Origin of the sequence: Sinorhizobium sp. NG07B (assembly GCF_002532005.1) — a bacterium.
Taxonomy (GTDB): domain Bacteria; phylum Pseudomonadota; class Alphaproteobacteria; order Rhizobiales; family Rhizobiaceae; genus Sinorhizobium; species Sinorhizobium fredii_C.
In genome coordinates, this window is sequence record NZ_NWTD01000012.1 from 110411 (window position 1) to 127164 (window position 16754).

The 16754-nt window shown below is 57.7% G+C and carries 14 protein-coding genes; 4 read left to right on the forward strand and 10 right to left on the reverse strand.

Annotated features, from left to right (window positions below):
- Positions 1–3: 3 nt before the first annotated feature.
- The 8 genes from CO664_RS25920 to CO664_RS25955 all read right to left on the reverse strand — a co-directional run bounded on the left by CO664_RS25920 (position 4) and on the right by CO664_RS25955 (position 8822).
- On the reverse strand, positions 4–909 hold the full coding sequence (locus CO664_RS25920; RefSeq protein ID WP_097527661.1) for an ABC transporter permease: 906 nt from the start codon (positions 907–909) through the stop codon (positions 4–6).
- Positions 909–1823, reverse strand: coding sequence for an ABC transporter permease (locus CO664_RS25925; protein ID WP_097527660.1), 915 nt, complete (start codon positions 1821–1823; stop codon positions 909–911). The genes CO664_RS25920 and CO664_RS25925 overlap by 1 nt, the downstream gene beginning before the upstream one ends.
- 1044 nt (positions 1824–2867) lie before the next feature.
- Positions 2868–3677 (reverse strand): class I SAM-dependent methyltransferase, encoded by an 810-nt coding sequence (locus tag CO664_RS25930; RefSeq protein WP_097527659.1) that lies wholly within the window; start codon positions 3675–3677, stop codon positions 2868–2870.
- 323 nt (positions 3678–4000) lie between these two features.
- A complete protein-coding gene (locus CO664_RS25935; RefSeq protein ID WP_097527658.1) occupies positions 4001–4777 on the reverse strand; it encodes a phosphocholine cytidylyltransferase family protein in 777 nt (258 codons plus the stop codon).
- 42 nt (positions 4778–4819) lie between these two features.
- Complete coding sequence (locus tag CO664_RS25940; RefSeq protein ID WP_097527694.1) at positions 4820–6007, reverse strand: aminotransferase class I/II-fold pyridoxal phosphate-dependent enzyme; 1188 nt, start codon at positions 6005–6007, stop codon at positions 4820–4822.
- Between the two features lie 58 nt (positions 6008–6065).
- On the reverse strand, positions 6066–6977 hold the full coding sequence (gene aepX / locus CO664_RS25945) for a phosphoenolpyruvate mutase (protein WP_097527657.1): 912 nt from the start codon (positions 6975–6977) through the stop codon (positions 6066–6068).
- Between the two features lie 601 nt (positions 6978–7578).
- Positions 7579–8469, reverse strand: a complete 891-nt coding sequence (locus CO664_RS25950) for an ImmA/IrrE family metallo-endopeptidase (protein WP_097527656.1) — start codon at positions 8467–8469, stop codon at positions 7579–7581.
- A complete protein-coding gene (locus CO664_RS25955; RefSeq protein WP_028003537.1) occupies positions 8466–8822 on the reverse strand; it encodes a helix-turn-helix transcriptional regulator in 357 nt (118 codons plus the stop codon). Before CO664_RS25955 ends, CO664_RS25950 begins: the two co-directional genes overlap by 4 nt.
- Positions 8823–8962: 140 nt before the next feature.
- Here CO664_RS25955 and CO664_RS25960 point away from each other — a divergent pair, with 140 nt between their 5' ends.
- The 4 genes from CO664_RS25960 to CO664_RS25975 are packed head-to-tail and all read left to right on the forward strand — an operon-like array spanning position 8963 to position 12221.
- Positions 8963–9688, forward strand: coding sequence for a multiubiquitin domain-containing protein (locus CO664_RS25960; protein ID WP_097527655.1), 726 nt, complete (start codon positions 8963–8965; stop codon positions 9686–9688).
- Between the two features lies 1 nt (position 9689).
- Positions 9690–10211 (forward strand): hypothetical protein, encoded by a 522-nt coding sequence (locus CO664_RS25965; protein ID WP_097527654.1) that lies wholly within the window; start codon positions 9690–9692, stop codon positions 10209–10211.
- On the forward strand, positions 10201–10731 hold the full coding sequence (locus tag CO664_RS25970) for a Mov34/MPN/PAD-1 family protein (RefSeq protein WP_097527653.1): 531 nt from the start codon (positions 10201–10203) through the stop codon (positions 10729–10731). Before CO664_RS25965 ends, CO664_RS25970 begins: the two co-directional genes overlap by 11 nt.
- Entirely contained in the window at positions 10728–12221 is a 1494-nt protein-coding gene (locus tag CO664_RS25975) for a ThiF family adenylyltransferase (RefSeq protein WP_097527652.1), read from the forward strand. Before CO664_RS25970 ends, CO664_RS25975 begins: the two co-directional genes overlap by 4 nt.
- 344 nt (positions 12222–12565) lie before the next feature.
- Here the strand turns inward: CO664_RS25975 and CO664_RS25980 are convergent, their stop codons facing one another.
- Together CO664_RS25980 and CO664_RS25985 are read right to left on the reverse strand one after the other, a co-directional pair.
- Positions 12566–14263 (reverse strand): site-specific DNA-methyltransferase, encoded by a 1698-nt coding sequence (locus tag CO664_RS25980; protein ID WP_234819636.1) that lies wholly within the window; start codon positions 14261–14263, stop codon positions 12566–12568.
- Positions 14264–15398: 1135 nt separating this feature from the next.
- On the reverse strand, positions 15399–16040 hold the full coding sequence (locus CO664_RS25985) for a calcium-binding protein (RefSeq protein ID WP_097527651.1): 642 nt from the start codon (positions 16038–16040) through the stop codon (positions 15399–15401).
- Between the last annotated feature and the right edge of the window lie 714 nt (positions 16041–16754).

Consider the following 16754-nt stretch of genomic DNA (forward strand, 5'->3'; position numbering starts at 1 on the left):
GATCTAGCTGCGGCTCCGGGGATCGAAACTGTCGCGCAACCAATCGCCGACCATCGATGCTGCCAGCGTGATTGCGACGATGACCACACAGGGAAATACCGCCAGCCAGGGGGTGGTGATCAGATAGTTCCTCGACTCGCCGAGCAATGAACCGTGAGAAACATTTGGCGGCTGAACACCCACGCCAAGGAACGACAGCGACGACTCCAGCACGACGATCTCGGCGAAGCTCAGGCTGGCCAATACGATGACGGGCGAGAGCGTGTTGGGAAGCACGTGACGCATCGCGATATGCCTGGGGGAAGCGCCGGAGGATCGAGCCGCTTCTACGAAGCTGCGTCCGCGCAGGGCATGCACCTGGCCACGGACGACTCGAGCATATTTGTAGTAGTCCGCAAATCCGATGATCAGCACCAAGACAAGGGGACTTGGGCCGATGAGGGCAACCGCAGTCAACGCCACCAAAGTGACCGGCACCGAGGCCTGCGCATCGACCACAGCCATGAAGCAATGGTCGATCCATCCTCCCATGCTTCCCGAGACCAGCCCACTCAGCGTGCCGGTGATGACGCCGACGAGGACGCCAGCGCCAGCGATGAGTAGCGTGGTTTGGGTTGCGAACAGAAGCCGAGAAAACAGGTCTCGGCCGAGATGATCCGTTCCAAGAAGGTATTCGGCTGTACCCCCGGCGAACGCCGGCGGCCGAAGTCGGTGCAAAAGGCTTTGGTCGGCGATGTCATGCGGCGCAATCACCGGAGAGATCGCGGCCAGCAACGCTATCACTGTAAGGATCAGGAACGAGGCGATTGCGACCGTCGGAGGCCGACGACGCCGGCAGGTCTCGGTGGAGACGATACCCTCTTCGGTTCGGGAAGGACTCAATTCCGGCGCGCTGGTCTCGATGCTCATCATGACCTCCCGCGCACTCGCGGATCGAGCAAGCCGTACCCGATGTCAACGAGAAGATTGGTGAGGATGATTGCTGCTGAAAACACGAGAATTCCGAATTGCAGCATGGCAAAATCGCGTTGCATTACCGCATCGAGCACCAGGCGTCCTGCTCCGGGCCAGGCAAACACCGATTCCGTTACCACGGCGCCGGCAATCAGGCCGCCAAATTGCAGGCCCAGAATTGTCAACACGGGGAGGATTGCGTTTCTCAGCCCGTGCTTCACCACGACACGGAACGGACTCAAGCCCTTGCTGTACGCATAGCGCATGTAGTCCTGAGACAGGACCTCCAGCATGCTGCTGCGAACGAGCCTTGCAATGTTGGCGCAGGTAGCAAGAGCTAGGGTAATTGCGGGCAGGAGCAGATGTTTCCACGTGCCCATGCCGCCGCTCGGCAGTAGTTTTAGAGAGAAACTGAAGATCAGAATGGCGGCAATGCCGACAACAAAGTTCGGAATGGCTTGCCCCGCGATTGTTGCGGTCGTGAGGAAGCGATCAAAGACCGTATTGTGATGTAGTGCGGCCAAGAGGCCGACGGCCATGCCGACAATCACCGACAACACGAAAGCTGGAATGGTTAGGAGCAGCGTATTGGGAACTCGTTCAACGAACAGCTCGACCACAGGCCGGTTCGAAAAGAAACTCTGCCCGAAATCGCCGCGCAGGAGTGCGGTGCTGTACCGCACGTATTGCGTCGCGACATCATCGTTCAGTCCGAGCTTTGCCCTTAGCTCGACACGTTGTTCCTCTGGAAGGTCAGGCGGAATGAGGAAGGAGGTGGGGTCTCCGGTCATTCGTGTCGCAAAGAACACGATGGTGAGGATCGCCCAAAGCGTGAATGCGCTACGCAAGGCCAGCGAGATGAAAAACACTAACTCTCCTCCACCCAAAGCAAGAAGCCAAAGAACGCTCCTCAGCTGAGCCGTCTAGATGTCTAGGTATCTGGTGGATTAAGGCATATATGTTACGCTTTGATGACATTCGCGACAAAAGTGTAGAAAATGTCGCCATATATGTAATGTTTGCGACGAATTTCGCACCGAAACCCTGCAGTGAGAGCACGAGTCGCTCGCAAATTGGACGAGCGACATAGCCGCGACGGCAATGTCGAGCGCACAGATGATGGACCGCATCTGGACACGCACCTAGCCCGATGGATCACAATTTGCCGCGTGCCGGACGGTGTCTCGGCGGCTGCCCGCCCAGAACATCGAGGCGGTGTTTTCCCTGAGCGACGACATGGCGAAGCTGCGCCCAATCATGTGCCGCTGCGCGTGTCACCGCCCATTTCCGAATGAAATTCGTATGCGCGATCTCGTGCAGGCTCACAAGCAGCCGAGATGCAAAAAAAGCGGTCACGCAAGCTGATGGCCTTTTTCGGCCTCCCGCCAGATAGTTTGACAGATGAACATGTCAAACGTGGTGAGATCACTGGGTCGGGAACTGTCAGGCCTTTCGCATGCTGGTCGACGGCGCATAGCCGCTTCCCTACGCGGATCGAAGCAGCAAGCGCGACTGGAGGCCTACCAGGAATTGTTCGCGGCTTCGACTCTGCTCGCTACTGCTACCAATGATCCAGGGGGAACCACAAGGCACTCGCAATCACACGCGATCGCGAGAAAATGTGCCCTCCTCCTTTGGCTATAGGTCAGGAAGTGCGACCAACTCTTCAAGCGTAAAGTAGCGCCAACGGCTCGCGCGCGATGAGAAAGAGGAGACGAGATTATGATCTGCCGATGCCCAATGCTGGAAGAAGGGGGCCCGGTCAGGTATCTTCGGAACTTAGTGTCTGGCTATGTTGATGCCCATGCTAAGATAGAAGCAGCCCCAGGCGCACAGTGCAGTATCCAACCCGCGCATATGAGTTTGCAAATAGTCGTCATGCAGGCCGCTTTCCACTCTCATAGGATCTGGTTCTATTCGCCAGAGGTCGCGATTCTATTGGAACTCGCATGGTGCTTGCGGAACACGGACATGTATCGTGAAGATCTATTGTCAAACGGGCGCCTCTGCCAGTCTCCGTGGCGCTCAAGAAGTTCAAGTTCGCTGATCCTTGCGAGCAAGTCGAGTTCGGTTGGGTAGACATATCGCATCTTAAGCGGCATCGTCCGGCTTCCAGAAGGTGTAATCCAGAAGTCCAGAGAAATAAAATACTGCTGATTACGGTCGTGTCTGGCAAACCGAACCATCGCGCGACGCTCATCAACGTGTATGACCGTAGTTCGTTGGTCGCGATGGCTGCCTTCTCCAGTGAAGTCACTAGTATATGGATAGCTCAAATCAACAACAAAGCATCCGTTCGGCTTTAGGGCCTTTGCAGTTGATTTCAAGCAACTAAGCTGTTGCTCGACTGTCAGCATAAGCGAAAAAGTGTTACCGACACAGTACACGAGATCATAGTGAGTGCCCAGGTCAAAGTCTGCCATGTCGCCTAAGTGTGCCGTGATAGACTGCCCGCCTTCCTTTGCGAGAAGCGAGGCAAGCATGCTTTCTGAGTTATCGAGACCGTGAACCGAAGCTCCTGTCTGTGAAAGGGGCAAAGCGAAGTGGCCGTTTCCGACGCCCAACTCGAGTGCCGTTCCGTTCTCTGCGAAGGGCGCGAGAAAACGGACTGCCCGCTCGATCTGGGTCGACTTGTTGAGCGCTTCCCCATACTCATCGTAAATATCACTCCAAATTTCGCCATAGGCGGTATAAGCATCTCTCTCTTCAACAGGATCGTTCATGGTATTTCTCTCTTGGTGAATGATTAATACGTCGAGACGCCCTTCCCAGACTTGGCCACGAGAGTTGCGATGCCGGTAAGGCGGTATCGCGGCCTTGAAACCCCCCACTACATGCGTCGAGTGCGGAGCTTCGATTCATCACGATTGCGCGTCCGAGCGGTGATGGCGCCGTCGGACAATGCGCGAGCAACTGCCACGAAGCGGTGACAACAGCGAGATCAAGCCGCCCGTTCAATTCCAATCAATGCGCAGCCGCACGTCGTGATCGCATTGGCCTAATCAAGGACACTGTCGAAGCATCGACCTGCTCCTCGCCGGATCTGCTAACACGCGATTTCGGGGGAGGTCCGGAATATTGCCTCCGCGATGCGCAGATCATCCTCATTATCGATCTCATACCACCTGACGTCGTCACATCTGGCCGCGGCGATCCGCAAGTTCCTCGTTTGCACGAGATTGGAGAGCATCTCCTCGGTATAGGACTTCACGGCGCCACTGCGGATGATACTGTCGAGATGCGGGACGATCGTCTCGCGCAGATCGTTACCGGAAAACCGAATCAGATTCATCGTCTTGAAAAGCCGCGGCGCGCCGTCGACCAGGTTGGCGGCCGTCTGCTTCATCCGGACTTCGCCGATATAGCCGTTCTCTGTGAGGACGACCGCGGAGCCTTCCATCGAGCGGTCAAAGGGTGCGACCGCGGCGACATTCTCTGCTTCTCCCGTCCCGAGATAGCGAAGCGCATCCAGTTCGAAAAAGACGTCTGCCTCCAGAAGGTAGACGTCGCCGGTCAGCAGGACGTGCCGTGCCAACCAAAGGGAGTACCCGCTGCCGGTCCTGTCGAAGACCGAGGATTCGACATAATTTATTTCGAGCTTGCCAAAGTGATTGCCGCAGGAGTGCTGGATCGCATCCTTGCGGTAGCCGACGACGATGGTAACTTCCTCGACGCCGACGGCCTCGAGATTGCGCAGCGCGTTGTGAAGGATGGGCGTACCGTTGACCTCGACGAGCGGCTTCGGCCGCAGGTCGGTCAAGGGCCGCAGGCGGGATCCTAAACCGGCCGCGAGTATGACTGCTTGCTTGGGAGCATTCGTCATCCTAAACAGGTCTCCTACTGTTACCGTCACAGCATTATCTTGTCACTCCCAGGCGTTCAGGACCTCGACGAGCCGGGTAAGGCCAGCCTTTAGTTTCTCGGGGGGAACCCCGTACGAGAGGCGAAGGCCAACCGGGTCACCGAACGCCGTCCCCGAGACCGCAGCTACGCCCGCATTCAGCAGAACTTTCACGACGTCGTCGGCCGTCTTCCCGGCCTCGGGGAGCCTCGGGCGGCGCAGCAGGTCCGAAACGTTCAGGTAGAAATAAAAGCCTCCCATCGCCTTCGGAACGGGGACGCGCGTCAGAGCCGAAAGCACGCTAAGACCCATCTGCCTGGCACAGGTGAGTTGGCAGCGCAGCTCGCTCTCAAAATTGCCATCGCCGTTTAGAAGATGCGCGAGTACTGCGTGTTGAGCGATGACGTTCGGGTTCGAGGTCGTATGTGATTGCAGTGCTTTCACCGCACTAATTACATTCTTCGGCCCGGCAAGATAACCCATCCTCCAGCCTGCGAGTGCAAGCGACTTGCTGAAGGCGTTGACGATAAGAGTACGCGGACGAACTTCCGGAAGAATTGAGACGATAGGATGATGGGCTTCGTTAACGTGGATAAAGTCGCCATAGCATTCGTCGAAAATGATCCAGAGGCCGCGCTTTTTCGCAAGCGTTCCGATGCCGACCAAAGTTTCGGCATCATAAACCGTGCCGGTCGGGTTGTTTGGAGTGTTGACCACAATTGCGCGGCTGCGGTCGGTGATTGCGGCCTCGATATCGTCGATATGGGGAACATATCCATTGGCGCGGGTGTCAACATGGACGGGCGTTCCGCCGGCGATCAGCACCTGAGCGGGGAATGTCGTCCAGTAGGGCGCAGGCACGATGACCTCGTCACCTGGATTAAGCAGCACCATGGCGCCGTTGAACAGCGCCTGTTTGGCGCCGGTGGTAACCGCGACCTCATCGGCGCGCCAGACCTGACCAGTATTGCCGGAAATCTTGCCGGCGAGCGCCTCTCGAAGTTCCATCATCCCGATGGGATCTGTGTAGCGGTTGACGCCCTGGCGGATCGCATCGATCGCGCCTGCTCGGATCGTCGGAGCAAGATCGCTGCAGATCTCGCCGACTGTCAGATCGACAATCTCCTTTCCTTGGTCAGCAGCCGATTTCGCCGCTGTGCGCGCCTCCGCCGTTGCCGACGATTTGAACAACGCTGTCCGTTGCGCAAGCATGTGCGCGCCCCCGAAATTGATCGTTGAATTCGCCCTCGCCCCCTCAATGGACCGCGCATTATCCATATTGCGGTAGATAGCGATCTTGGGCCGATACCAATTCATCGTAACGCAAGAGGCCAAAGACCTCCTCGAGTGTGGCAATTCCCGGCTCGACTCCGGCAATGCTCTCTTCGGCGACGATGCGATTGCATACCGCGCGCATTCCGGCGACTGCCGCACGCATCGCGTGGTTGGCCCAGATCACCGTAGAGATGCCAGCATCTCGATATATCGAAGCGGGTGTGCGGTAGTATTTCGTGGGCACGATCACGATCGGAAGCTTCTGCCACCGCTTCGCGAAAGCGAGAATCTCACCCGCATCGCTCTTGCGCGAATGTATCAGGAGTGCGTCGGCGCCGGACTCAGCATAGGCGTCGGCGCGCTGCAGAGCCTCGTCCAAACCGTAGCCGGCGATCAACGCTTCGGTCCGAGCGACTAGCACGAGGTCGCTGCCCGTCATGTCCTTGATCGCTTTCAGTCGGCCGGAAAACTCAACGATATCGGCGAGGGCTTGCCGGTCTCCCACGAAACTGTTCATCTTCGGGAAGCGTTTGTCCTCCAAGCAGACGCCGGCGCCGCCGCGCTTCAAGAGCTTCATCGCTAGTAATCGGGCGTTATTGAAATTGCCGAACCCCGAGTCGCCGTCGACCAGGATCGGCAGTCCGCTTGCGTCGGCTATTCGCTCCACCACGTCAACGATCTCGGTCCAACTTGCCTCGTTTGCGTCTCGATAGCCGAGCGCCGAAGAAATCGAAAGTCCGGAGGCCCAAAGCCCCTTGAAACCAGCCTGCCTGGCGATCGCCGCCGAAAGTCCGTCATGCGCTTCCATGAGGAAGGACAGCTCGCTGGAGCAAATAAGATTACGGAGCATCTTCGTCGGGTCTTCAACGGCACCGATCGACTTGGTTATGAAAGTTGCCTGATTCATTGTAATTCCTCCGTCATAAAGCAACGCTGAATGCATTATCGGAGAAATGCAATAGAAATATTATGTATATTTCTGAATATATTTCGATTTATATAAGATACGCGGTGGCCCCGTGCTTAGGGCTCACACCTGTACTCAATCAATCCGGCGAAGTGAGCCGGGTCGACCACGTGTCTCCGCGAAGGTTCCACGTAGCGGCGAAGGACGTCCTCCGCCGCCACGCGGATACGGGTCGACCGGCGACTGCACCTGTAGAGCATTGATTTCGGCTGGATTGCGCCAAACGCGGTTATCTCGACTGATGGTTGGCGATGACCAAAATGCGGCCGGAAGCAGACTGGCCGTTCTTGGTGATGCAGCCACTTTGCCGCCAACTGGCTACATCGATCCGATGAGAGTTCCATACCGTATGATATGCGGATCCAATGTCGGGGTCGATCTAGATGACTCTCCAGCCCGGCCCGTAGAGTACCCCTCCGGGTTTGGCGCCTTGATAGTACCTTGTCGCCGATGCTCCGCTTCTACAACAGTCCGATCGACCTGCTCGCGCGCCTTGAGAACGGGCTCACCGGCCGCTACTAGGAGGATCCTTTAGGGCAACTCACTTCTCGCGAAAAAGCATTAGTATCTGCTTAGCCTTGAACGTCTCGCCCGAGAACGGCTGCGCGGTGCCATTTCGGTCAGTAAGTGAAAAGCTACGCTCCGCCACCATACGCTGCTTGCCGTAAGGCAATAGCGGCTTGAGTGGATGCCCATGCCCCACGGAGGCGACCAGAGAGCTGCAGTCATATTTCTCGACAAAGGACTTCGACGCGATAATCCGCCGAACTTCGTGACGGCCGCCAGAGCCGATCAAAGCTTCGGGTTCGACGACCACCAGGCAGCACGCGCGGGGATTGACGTTCACGTAACGCCGAAACGTCGCGTAGTTGGAGCCGCCAAACTGCGTGGCCAGCGACATCGCGTGTTTCACGCTGAATGCGCTCGAGAGAGCATGCTCGCGGAATACATCGCCCTGAAACATCACCTCGGAGGCGAACACGTTTGCCTCGCGCTCAAAAAGATCCTTCGTGTCGTCATCCAAGGTCTGATTGCAGTCGTGCATCAGTGCATACATGCTTGTCTGGTGAGGCATGCTGCCGTGACCTGCCTCGTGCAGTTTCACGAAGGCCCGCCGTGGGGCGGGCACTTCCTTGTCCAGGATCACCAGGCGTTCGTTGGCTTCGAACAGGCCAAGGACCTTGCTGAACGCCGATTTGATGACGTTCACGCCAAATGCGAGCCCGGCGCGGGCTTTGTCTGCCAGCCGTCGCAGCATCGACTCGTCGAGTATCTCGTCTTCGATCACGGTGACCTTGGCGGCCGCCATCAGATCGTCAATGGGCGTTGGAAATCTGCCGATGGCGCCTGCGTCTTTCAGAAGCCGCTGGGCCTGCCGGATTACGTTGGCCAGTTCGTGATCTTGAAGGGACGAATCGTCTGGTTTAGTCATTTCTTGTTCTGTTTTCGGTAGAAGTCTAGATACGCAATCAAGGCCTGTTCTTCTTCGGACGTGAGATCCGATATTGCGAAAGTCGCAGGTCTAGCCTGCCCGGTAGTTAGATAACCGGCTTTTTCCATGAGACTTTCATAGGATGATTTATAGACATTCGCCAATGCATACAGGATGTTCGGCGACGGCTTCGTTATCTTATTGTTTTCAAGCTGGCTCAAATAGGCGTTCGATACTTCCTTCTCCGTTGCATCTTCGACCTGTCGAAGTGTCAGCTGCGCGGCACGGCGGAGAGAGGCGAGGTGCTCGCCGAGTGTGGTTGCTGTGTCAGCGTCGTTGCCTTTCTCATTCATTGTGACCTCCAGAGACTTGATTCACTTAGATAATTTGTCCTTGATCGCTTGATTTGTCAAGCGCCGCTTAGTAGCTGCTTGACAAAATTAGCATCGCGCTCCATCTTTAGCGTGAGGCTGAACAAGCGAAGGAAAGCGCCATGCCCAGTACCAATCAAATTGAAGTCGCCGGCACAGATCTTGAGTTCCGTGCGGTTCCTCTTGACGACCAGACGCCTTCAGGCGCGCAGATCGCGCGCGCTGCTGGTTTTTCCGCCGATGATTTCGTTTATGTCCTGCAGCTGCGCGCCAACGATGAGCTCGAGGATGTTCGCGCTGTCGAGTCGGTGTCACTCGCCGAGGGTTGCCGGTTCATCGTGGCTCAGAGCGATCGCTCGTATCGCTTGGCCATGGACGGGAATCCTCTCGATTGGCCCAGCCGCTTCATCACGGCCGCAACGCTGCGCAAACTTTCCGGCGTTGACCCTAACAAGGTCATTTTTCTCGAAAACACCAACGAGCCTGACCGCCTGCTTGCCGAGGACGACCTTGTTGACCTCGACGAACACCTCGACGAACCGGCCGTTGAGAAGTTCCGTTCCGGCAAGGACGACCGTCCGAGGGAGCAGAACGTCCATGTCAAGCACCTAGGGGAACTGGAGACCGCAACTTTCAAGGTCGCCGAGACCGCGACGCTGCAGCACATCTGGGACCGGGCCCATATTGAGCTGGAAGTCGCCCGCGATCCGCGCGATGTCTTCCAGGCCGAGGTGAACATGCAGCCCGTGAGCCTGATGGAGCACCTCGAGCTGTCCCTCGTCGAGGCGCAGCGCCGCGAACTGTGTAAGCGCAAGTTCGAGATCGCCGCCCGCACCGGTGGTGCCTGAGATGGCCAACCACAGCTCGCGGCCCAACATCGACCTAGCAGCCGGTAGGCAGGTGCTGAACGAGCACCTGCCCCGCGTGCTGTCACTTAAGGGCAAGACCTTGGCCGAACTGGGCTGGCAACAGCCTTCCGATCGCACCTTGCTGGTTCCCATGCATGGCATCCATCAGGGCGTCGGCGAGGACTACCTGCTACGACTCGACTTTCTCACCGGCAAGGACTGGCCGCCGAGCGCCAAGTTCGTGAACCCCGTAACCCTCGACTATCAGATCGGCGCAGATCAGCATCACCTTCCGATGATCACCTCGCCCGAGCTACACGTACACTCGGCATATCAAAGCAATGACGGGCGCACGATCCAGCTAATTTGCTGCTCGGCGGTCTTCCAGTACTACGACGTCGTCCATGGCGGCGAGGACAGCATCCTATGGCGCAGCAGCGACACGTTCCTGACAACGCTCAGCGCGGTCGAGCGCGCATTCGTGACCCACTACTCAGGGAGGTTTCCGCGCCATGGAGGATGAGGACTTCCTGCGCCGCCCGCCAGCACCGCGCCCCTACGTGCCGAGCAACGCGCTCCTTCTCGTGCCGCCGCAAGCCGTGCTGGCAACGCGCCAGTTGCTGCAGCGCGCCGGGCGCCGGGAAGCGTGTGTGTTCTGGTATGGGGATCGCGACGATGTATCCGTGGTTCGTTCGGTGCGGGCACCAGTGCAGCAGTCGTTTCGCGGCAACTATCACGTCGAGCCCGAGGCAATGAGCCAGATGGTACATAACCTCGACGCCAACTGGCGTCCGCTTGCCCAGGTTCATAGCCATCCCGGCCTCAACACCGAGCATTCGCGCTATGACGACAAGATGATGTCGAGCCGCAAAGTGCTCTCCATCGTTTTTCCGCTATATGGCGTACAGGCAGCGCCGTGGCCAAGCGGGCTGGGCATCCACGAGTGGCAAATCGATTACTGGCACATGCTGACTCCCGCGGAGGTCGACGGCCGGCTCGCGCTGCACCAAGCCTGCGCCCTGGATGTGAGAGATTTCCGATGAGCGACATCGATTTGGGTGACCGGCATCGCCGCGCCGTGTCCGGGCTAGGCAACACTGCCCTGCCGAAGGTTATCAAGATCACGGCCGGACAACTGGGCAACCAGCTAGCCCGCCAGCACCTGCTGGTCTGTCTGGTCAACTTGCTGGCTCGATTGCATGGCTCTGTGAAGACGATCAAGCTTCAGGTCAGTGGCGACATCACCGTTCCACTTCCGCATGCGCCGCCGCTCGGCAACGCGTTCGCGGCGATGGAAAATCTGGCCGCGTGGGCAAATGGCGGACGGATCCCCGTACTGGCCGCAACCGGTGAATCCGACATCACCATCGACATCAGCTATAACCCGGTTGAGGGTGCTCATCTTTACGCCTGTGGCGCCGGATGGAAAAGCTGGATCGGCGTGAGGCCGCCGGATTTTGCGCTCGGCGAGGATGAACCGGGCTGCCTGGGCCCGTATTTCGCTGCTACTATGCTGGCCGGCGAAGTCTTCAAGATGAGCAAGGGCCTCATTAAAGGTCGCTACGCCACCAACGACGCATACTCCCTTTGGACCGGCGAAGTCGGCGCATGGGATGATCTGGCCGATGGCCCGCCAGTCCGCGGAACGTCCCTGCCGGCCGTCTACCTCGTGGGAGCGGGCGCCGTGGGGCAAGGCGTGATGCAGGTTCTTGGGGCGAGCGAGCTCGCCGATGCCTATGTCGTAACGATCGACCACGTTCATCACGACAAGGAGGGCACCAATCTCAACCGCTGCTTCCTTGCAGGTATCGAGGACATCCTTGAGCCTAAGGTTGATGTGGTGAGCAGGTACCGTGGCCTCACTAATCTGAACGGCTTTGAATTTAAGGGCCGCCTTGGCGACTATCTGATCGGCGAGAAGGTAGGTCTGCGGCCCGACCTCGTGGAAGCGGAACGAGCGGACCGCTACGACCTAGTGGTCTCAGCCGTCGACATCAACCGCTCGCGGCAGGATATCCAGGGGCTATCCCCAACCATCGTCATCGGCGGCAGCACGGACAGTCTACGTGCGCAGGCGACCTCTTATGGCGTGGTCGAGAACGCAGAGTGCCTTGGTTGCTGGAATGAACCTGAGGATGACCGGGCGCGAGCGATCCTGCTCGAAGCCAGTCTGCGCAGCCTAAGTGTTGAGGAGCGTCGGCACCGCCTTGCAGGACAGGTCGGTGATCTCGATGCCGCTCTGGCGTATCTGGCAGCCGCGAAGCCGCGTTGTGGGCAGCTTGGCGAGTCGGACGTGCGAAGCTTCACCACCGCCGTATCGCCAGAATTTTCAGTCTCCTTCGTTTCTATGGCTGCAGCGGTGATGACCGCGGCTCGGCTGTTCACTGTAATCATGTGGCCGCATGAAGCGGGTCGTCGAGCCGCGAAGGGGTTATTCCAGTTCAAGAGCCTCAAGGCGGATAATGTCACGACTCCGCGCCGCGCCGCCTGCCCGCATTGCGGCAAGGGCCGCCACCTCATCACGCGCCGGTAGCAGTTCGTGCCGAGGGTGTATGCGAAGGCGACCTTGTTCTCGCGTGTCGCTGCAGACTATGAGCCTCTCATCCCAGCGGATCTTGAACCCTCACAACCGCCAACAGTGAGTGATCATAACCTATTGTTAACAAACAAACTCTTTCCTGACGGGGACACTCGAATGATTCCCGTCATGTGGTGCAAACATGAAAGGTGCGTAAGACTTCGTGTGTCAGGGAGTGCCCAGAGCGGACCTTCATAACGAACCGTCCTGGCTCCTCTGCCCCCATGGCGATAGCGAGACCAGGCGCACCATTCTCGGAATGGGCACGAGGCAAGCGCTTCCTATTCGACTAACGTTTGCTACGCTCTCTCACGCACCGCGGACGGATTGAAGTGAATGACCGCGTCGTCCGACTTACCACCGGGGAAGGTAAAGGTGAATTCGGGGGCATTGGGATCAGCGCGCTTCACCTTCGACGGCTTTGATGGCTTTACCGGCTCGAAATAGTCCCTCGAGACATGACCGAGTGATGGAAGCACTGGCCGTCGCCCTTTGAACCAATCAGCAATAGTCACGATCTGCAGCCTCGGCAAATGGCCATGCGCAGTTTCCGCGAATCCGAAAGAAGCTGCCTCGGCGTTCATGTCGCGTGTTGCATCATTGAGGCAGATGAAGAGACCCATGTCGGCGCGCTCACGATCGATCACCGCCTTGAATTCGCGAACATCCTTGGCGCCGACGTGCTGTCCACCCTTCACTGACGTCAGAATTCTGCCCCAGCCTCGCGGCCCGTTCATGAAGAACATCTGGCCGTCAATTCCGCGATCCGGTCCCTTCTTGATCTCTTTCAAGGCTTGAACGCCCACAAGGTAGTTGGCCCACCATTGGAATTGGAACTTGTCCTTCAGCGCCAATCGCTGAGCACTCTCAAAGTCGCGTGGTATGCCGCCCACACTGAAGCTGGCGCCAGGAAATTGCGTTAGAACTCGATCCTCGATGACTTTGATCGCGTGGAATGCCACGTCTATGCCAATCCAATTCCGCCCGCTGGCTTGGGCTGCAGCAACACTCGTACCGCAACCACAAAATGGATCCAAGATTGTGTCGCTGGGCTCCGACGAACCTTCAATAATGCGCCGCAATAGTGCAAGTGGCTTTTGTGTCGGATATCCCAGAGATTCACGCCCAGACGCGGGCTTGATATCTGACCAGTCATTTTGAAGGGATACGCCAGGCATCTCATCGAGATAGCGCTTCTGTGCAGGCACCGCGCCAGGTCGGGTCTGGACGATGCGGCCCTGCGCGATTAGTTCTTGCATTTTTTCGCGGCTGAACCGCCAGTGGCGTTCAACGCCCATCACTTCATAGAAGGGATTCCCCTTCGCCGCACCGCCCGGGCCGGTGATGTCACTCAGACGAAACAAGCGCCCGGTGTCAGGTTCTGTGTGCTTGTAGAAGTCTTTAACATACCGCTCGTCATAGGGCGTGTATTGTGTGTTCCATTTCCACTGGCGACCTTTCGTGTAGAATAGGATCACATCTCTCACGTTACCAAACTGCTTGCGGCCCTGCTTGGCATCATTGTGAGCGGACTGACGACGCCAGCTAATTTCGTTTCGAAAGTTCCGAGGGCCGAAGGCGGCATCGAGGATTATTTTGAGGTAGTGGGAAGCGGTGGGATCGCAGTGCAAGAATAAAGATCCTGTATCCTTCAGGACACGATGCAATTCTGTGACGCGCTGGCCCATCATGACAAGGTAGGCCATCATGTCGCTTTCGCCTAATGCGCTGTGAAGAGCGTGAATGATCGAGGCTACGCTCCCGCCTTGCCGCATGATCTCGTCGAGCGCCCACTGAGCTTCGTTGCCCCAAGTCCATGTATCGCGAAAGGCTTCAACTTGAGCGCTCGCCGCTTCATCCTGCGGTGTCTTGAACAAGACGTTGTAATTGGCGTTGCTATTAAATGGGGGATCGAGATAAACGAGGTCGACGCTCTCAGTCGCGATTTCCTCTCTAAGTATTACAAGATTATCCCCAAACCACAATTGATTCATCATGCGCCCGCCGTGTTCCCTAACATGCACGATGCGCCACTATGCTTAATATTTACTTATACACGTAGCCTGGCTATTTTCCCGCGCCGCGACGTCCACGCCAGAGTTCAATGGCCGCTTTCGGGCGGAGCCAGCAACTGCCTCTTTGACCGATAAGGAGGCGCAAACCTGCCGTCCCTACGAATTGATAGTCTGCTCCGGGCCTGACTCCGCACGACCATGTAAAACTGTCCCGGTTAATAATGAGCGCGAAAGGCGCTTGAGCCCCAACCCGCCGGTTGGAGAAGCGCAGCCATAGGCGAGATTTTCGCATTCTCGAGACGCCAAGAGCGGAAAAGGGCAGCCGCAGGAGCTTCAGCATAGCGGTCCGAAGGGGAGGCCGGACCGATTGTCCCCGCCCGTGCGTTCCGTGTCTGCTCGATCCAAGGGGCAATCTGCCCAGGCTGGAAGGGTTCGAGGGAGGAGGCTGCTCACTTGCCTGTGGCAATAACCAGCTCCTCAAGAGGCGGCGGGCCTCTGTGGTGCTGGTGTCTAAATTTCTCGGGCGGCGCCCACGCGTGGCCGGACGTGTCTGGAGGTCACACTTTACGTCGGAAGGTGACCGGCGAGGGCGGTATTAAACAGGTTCTGCGGCTTGCCCAGTCAGTGACGATGAGCGGGGTGTTCGGTGAGGCTAAACTAGAGCGTGCCGTAATACATGCGCTCCCGACGCCTCGACGGACGTCCGCGAGGTCAGATTCAGCATGTCAGCTTGCAATACGGTCAACGGCCACGCCAGGATGGGTTCAGCGGTTACGCAGCCGCCTAAGATCTGCCGGCTTCTGAGCAACAGTGGCGCGCTGAAGGCTACCTATGTTGCTGCAAGGGCGTTAAGGATCGCGCAGTGATGCCCTCGCTGTAGCTGCGGATGCGGCCTGCCGCGGCGTTCACCAGACTGCCGTCCTCGGCGCTCTGCGCACCCTTTCCCGTGCGGGGCGACAAGCTGATCGCTGTGTGTGGGCAGCTGACGCAATGTACAGAGCTTCATCAAGCTGAACAACAATGCGCCTGCTCGTGGATGGCCGACGGTCACGGCAGGGAGCGGAAAGGGAAAGCGCTGCGCTTGGGCGGACGTGGCGCGATTCCGCGGTTTTCCGCATTAGCAGAACATGAAATCCGACGCGGTCAGGCCCAGGCCAGCCAAGTGGAGCAAGCTTTGCACGTTGCCAAGGTGCGCGAAGTCGTCCACTTGGTTCTCGGAGGTAACATAACCCAGTTCCGCCGTCATGGTCTGATAATTAAAATAGGCAATTATATCGCCTGCGGCCTCGCCGGAGAAGGTGAAAATATCCTGTGCTGGGTCAAAATCCACAATGGTGGTGTGGTCAGCGTTTGGCCCGTAGTTTTGATCGACCCCAGGGGCCGGGTTGTGGAACTGGAATACAAAGGTGTCCTGGCCGGCACCCCCGGTCAGAGAGTCTCTACCGTCGCCTGCGAAGAGGACGTCGTCGCCGGAGCCGCCATAGAGCTTGTCGTTGTCCGCACCCAGAATGGTCGCAGCGAGGATGCGCGGTTTGCCGCGGCCAAGGTCGCCGTAGAGGTAGTCGTTGCCCTCGTCGCCAAAGACGTGGTCGTTGCCCACGCCACCGAAGACCCGGTCATTGCCGTCGCCGGCCGAGATGGAGTCGCTGCCGGTACCACCATCGATCCAGTCATTTCCCGTCGGATCAAGGATTACATCATCCCCATTGCTGCCAAAGAGACTGTTGCTACCCTTGCCGCCCCGAATTGTGTTTTCCATTGCGAATCCACCTTATGAAACAGCCCCACGACTAAACTCAGTCATATGCCTTGTCGGGTAATTAGAGTAATTGATTGTTTGGATAGAACGCATCGACACAGCGGATGTAATCACGTGCGTGCCAAAACTTAGAACTGACATGGCCTTAAGCTGGACCGATTTCGGTTAGAGCTTCCCTTCCTTTTCCCAGCCCGGAAAAATCACCGGAAACGCTCTTCTCCGGTGGTCCAGAAACCTTGGGCGGTTCAGCAGGTCACAAGCCCCCGCGTGGAGGTGATCGTGCTCAAGTATTTTATGGCAGGCCATTTCATCCGGCTTACGCCGGTTTATACTTCCGATTGGATTGCGGCGTTCGGATGCGTTCTCCGCCGCGTCTCGACCCGCAAGCCTCCTTGTGTCTGGAGCAGAACAACTATGTCGGAAACCGGACCAAAATGGTGCCGAAGGCGTGCAACTGGTGTGGACAAGTGGTTGGGCGTTAATGGCATGCAACTTGCATCGATGCTTTGGGGCGGATGTCCGCTGTGCCTCAAGGAACTCGCCGGTGATTGACCAACATCTGAACTTCAGCGCGCGTAAGCTTAGTCTTCATGGACCAGGGACCCGGATACTCTGCTGCTTAAATTTGCGACCGATCTCATCCGCGCTGGTGCGTGTGTCGGCGGATAGTGCAGCAGGTTCTCAATGCGTATAAGACGGGGTCGCGCCACTAAT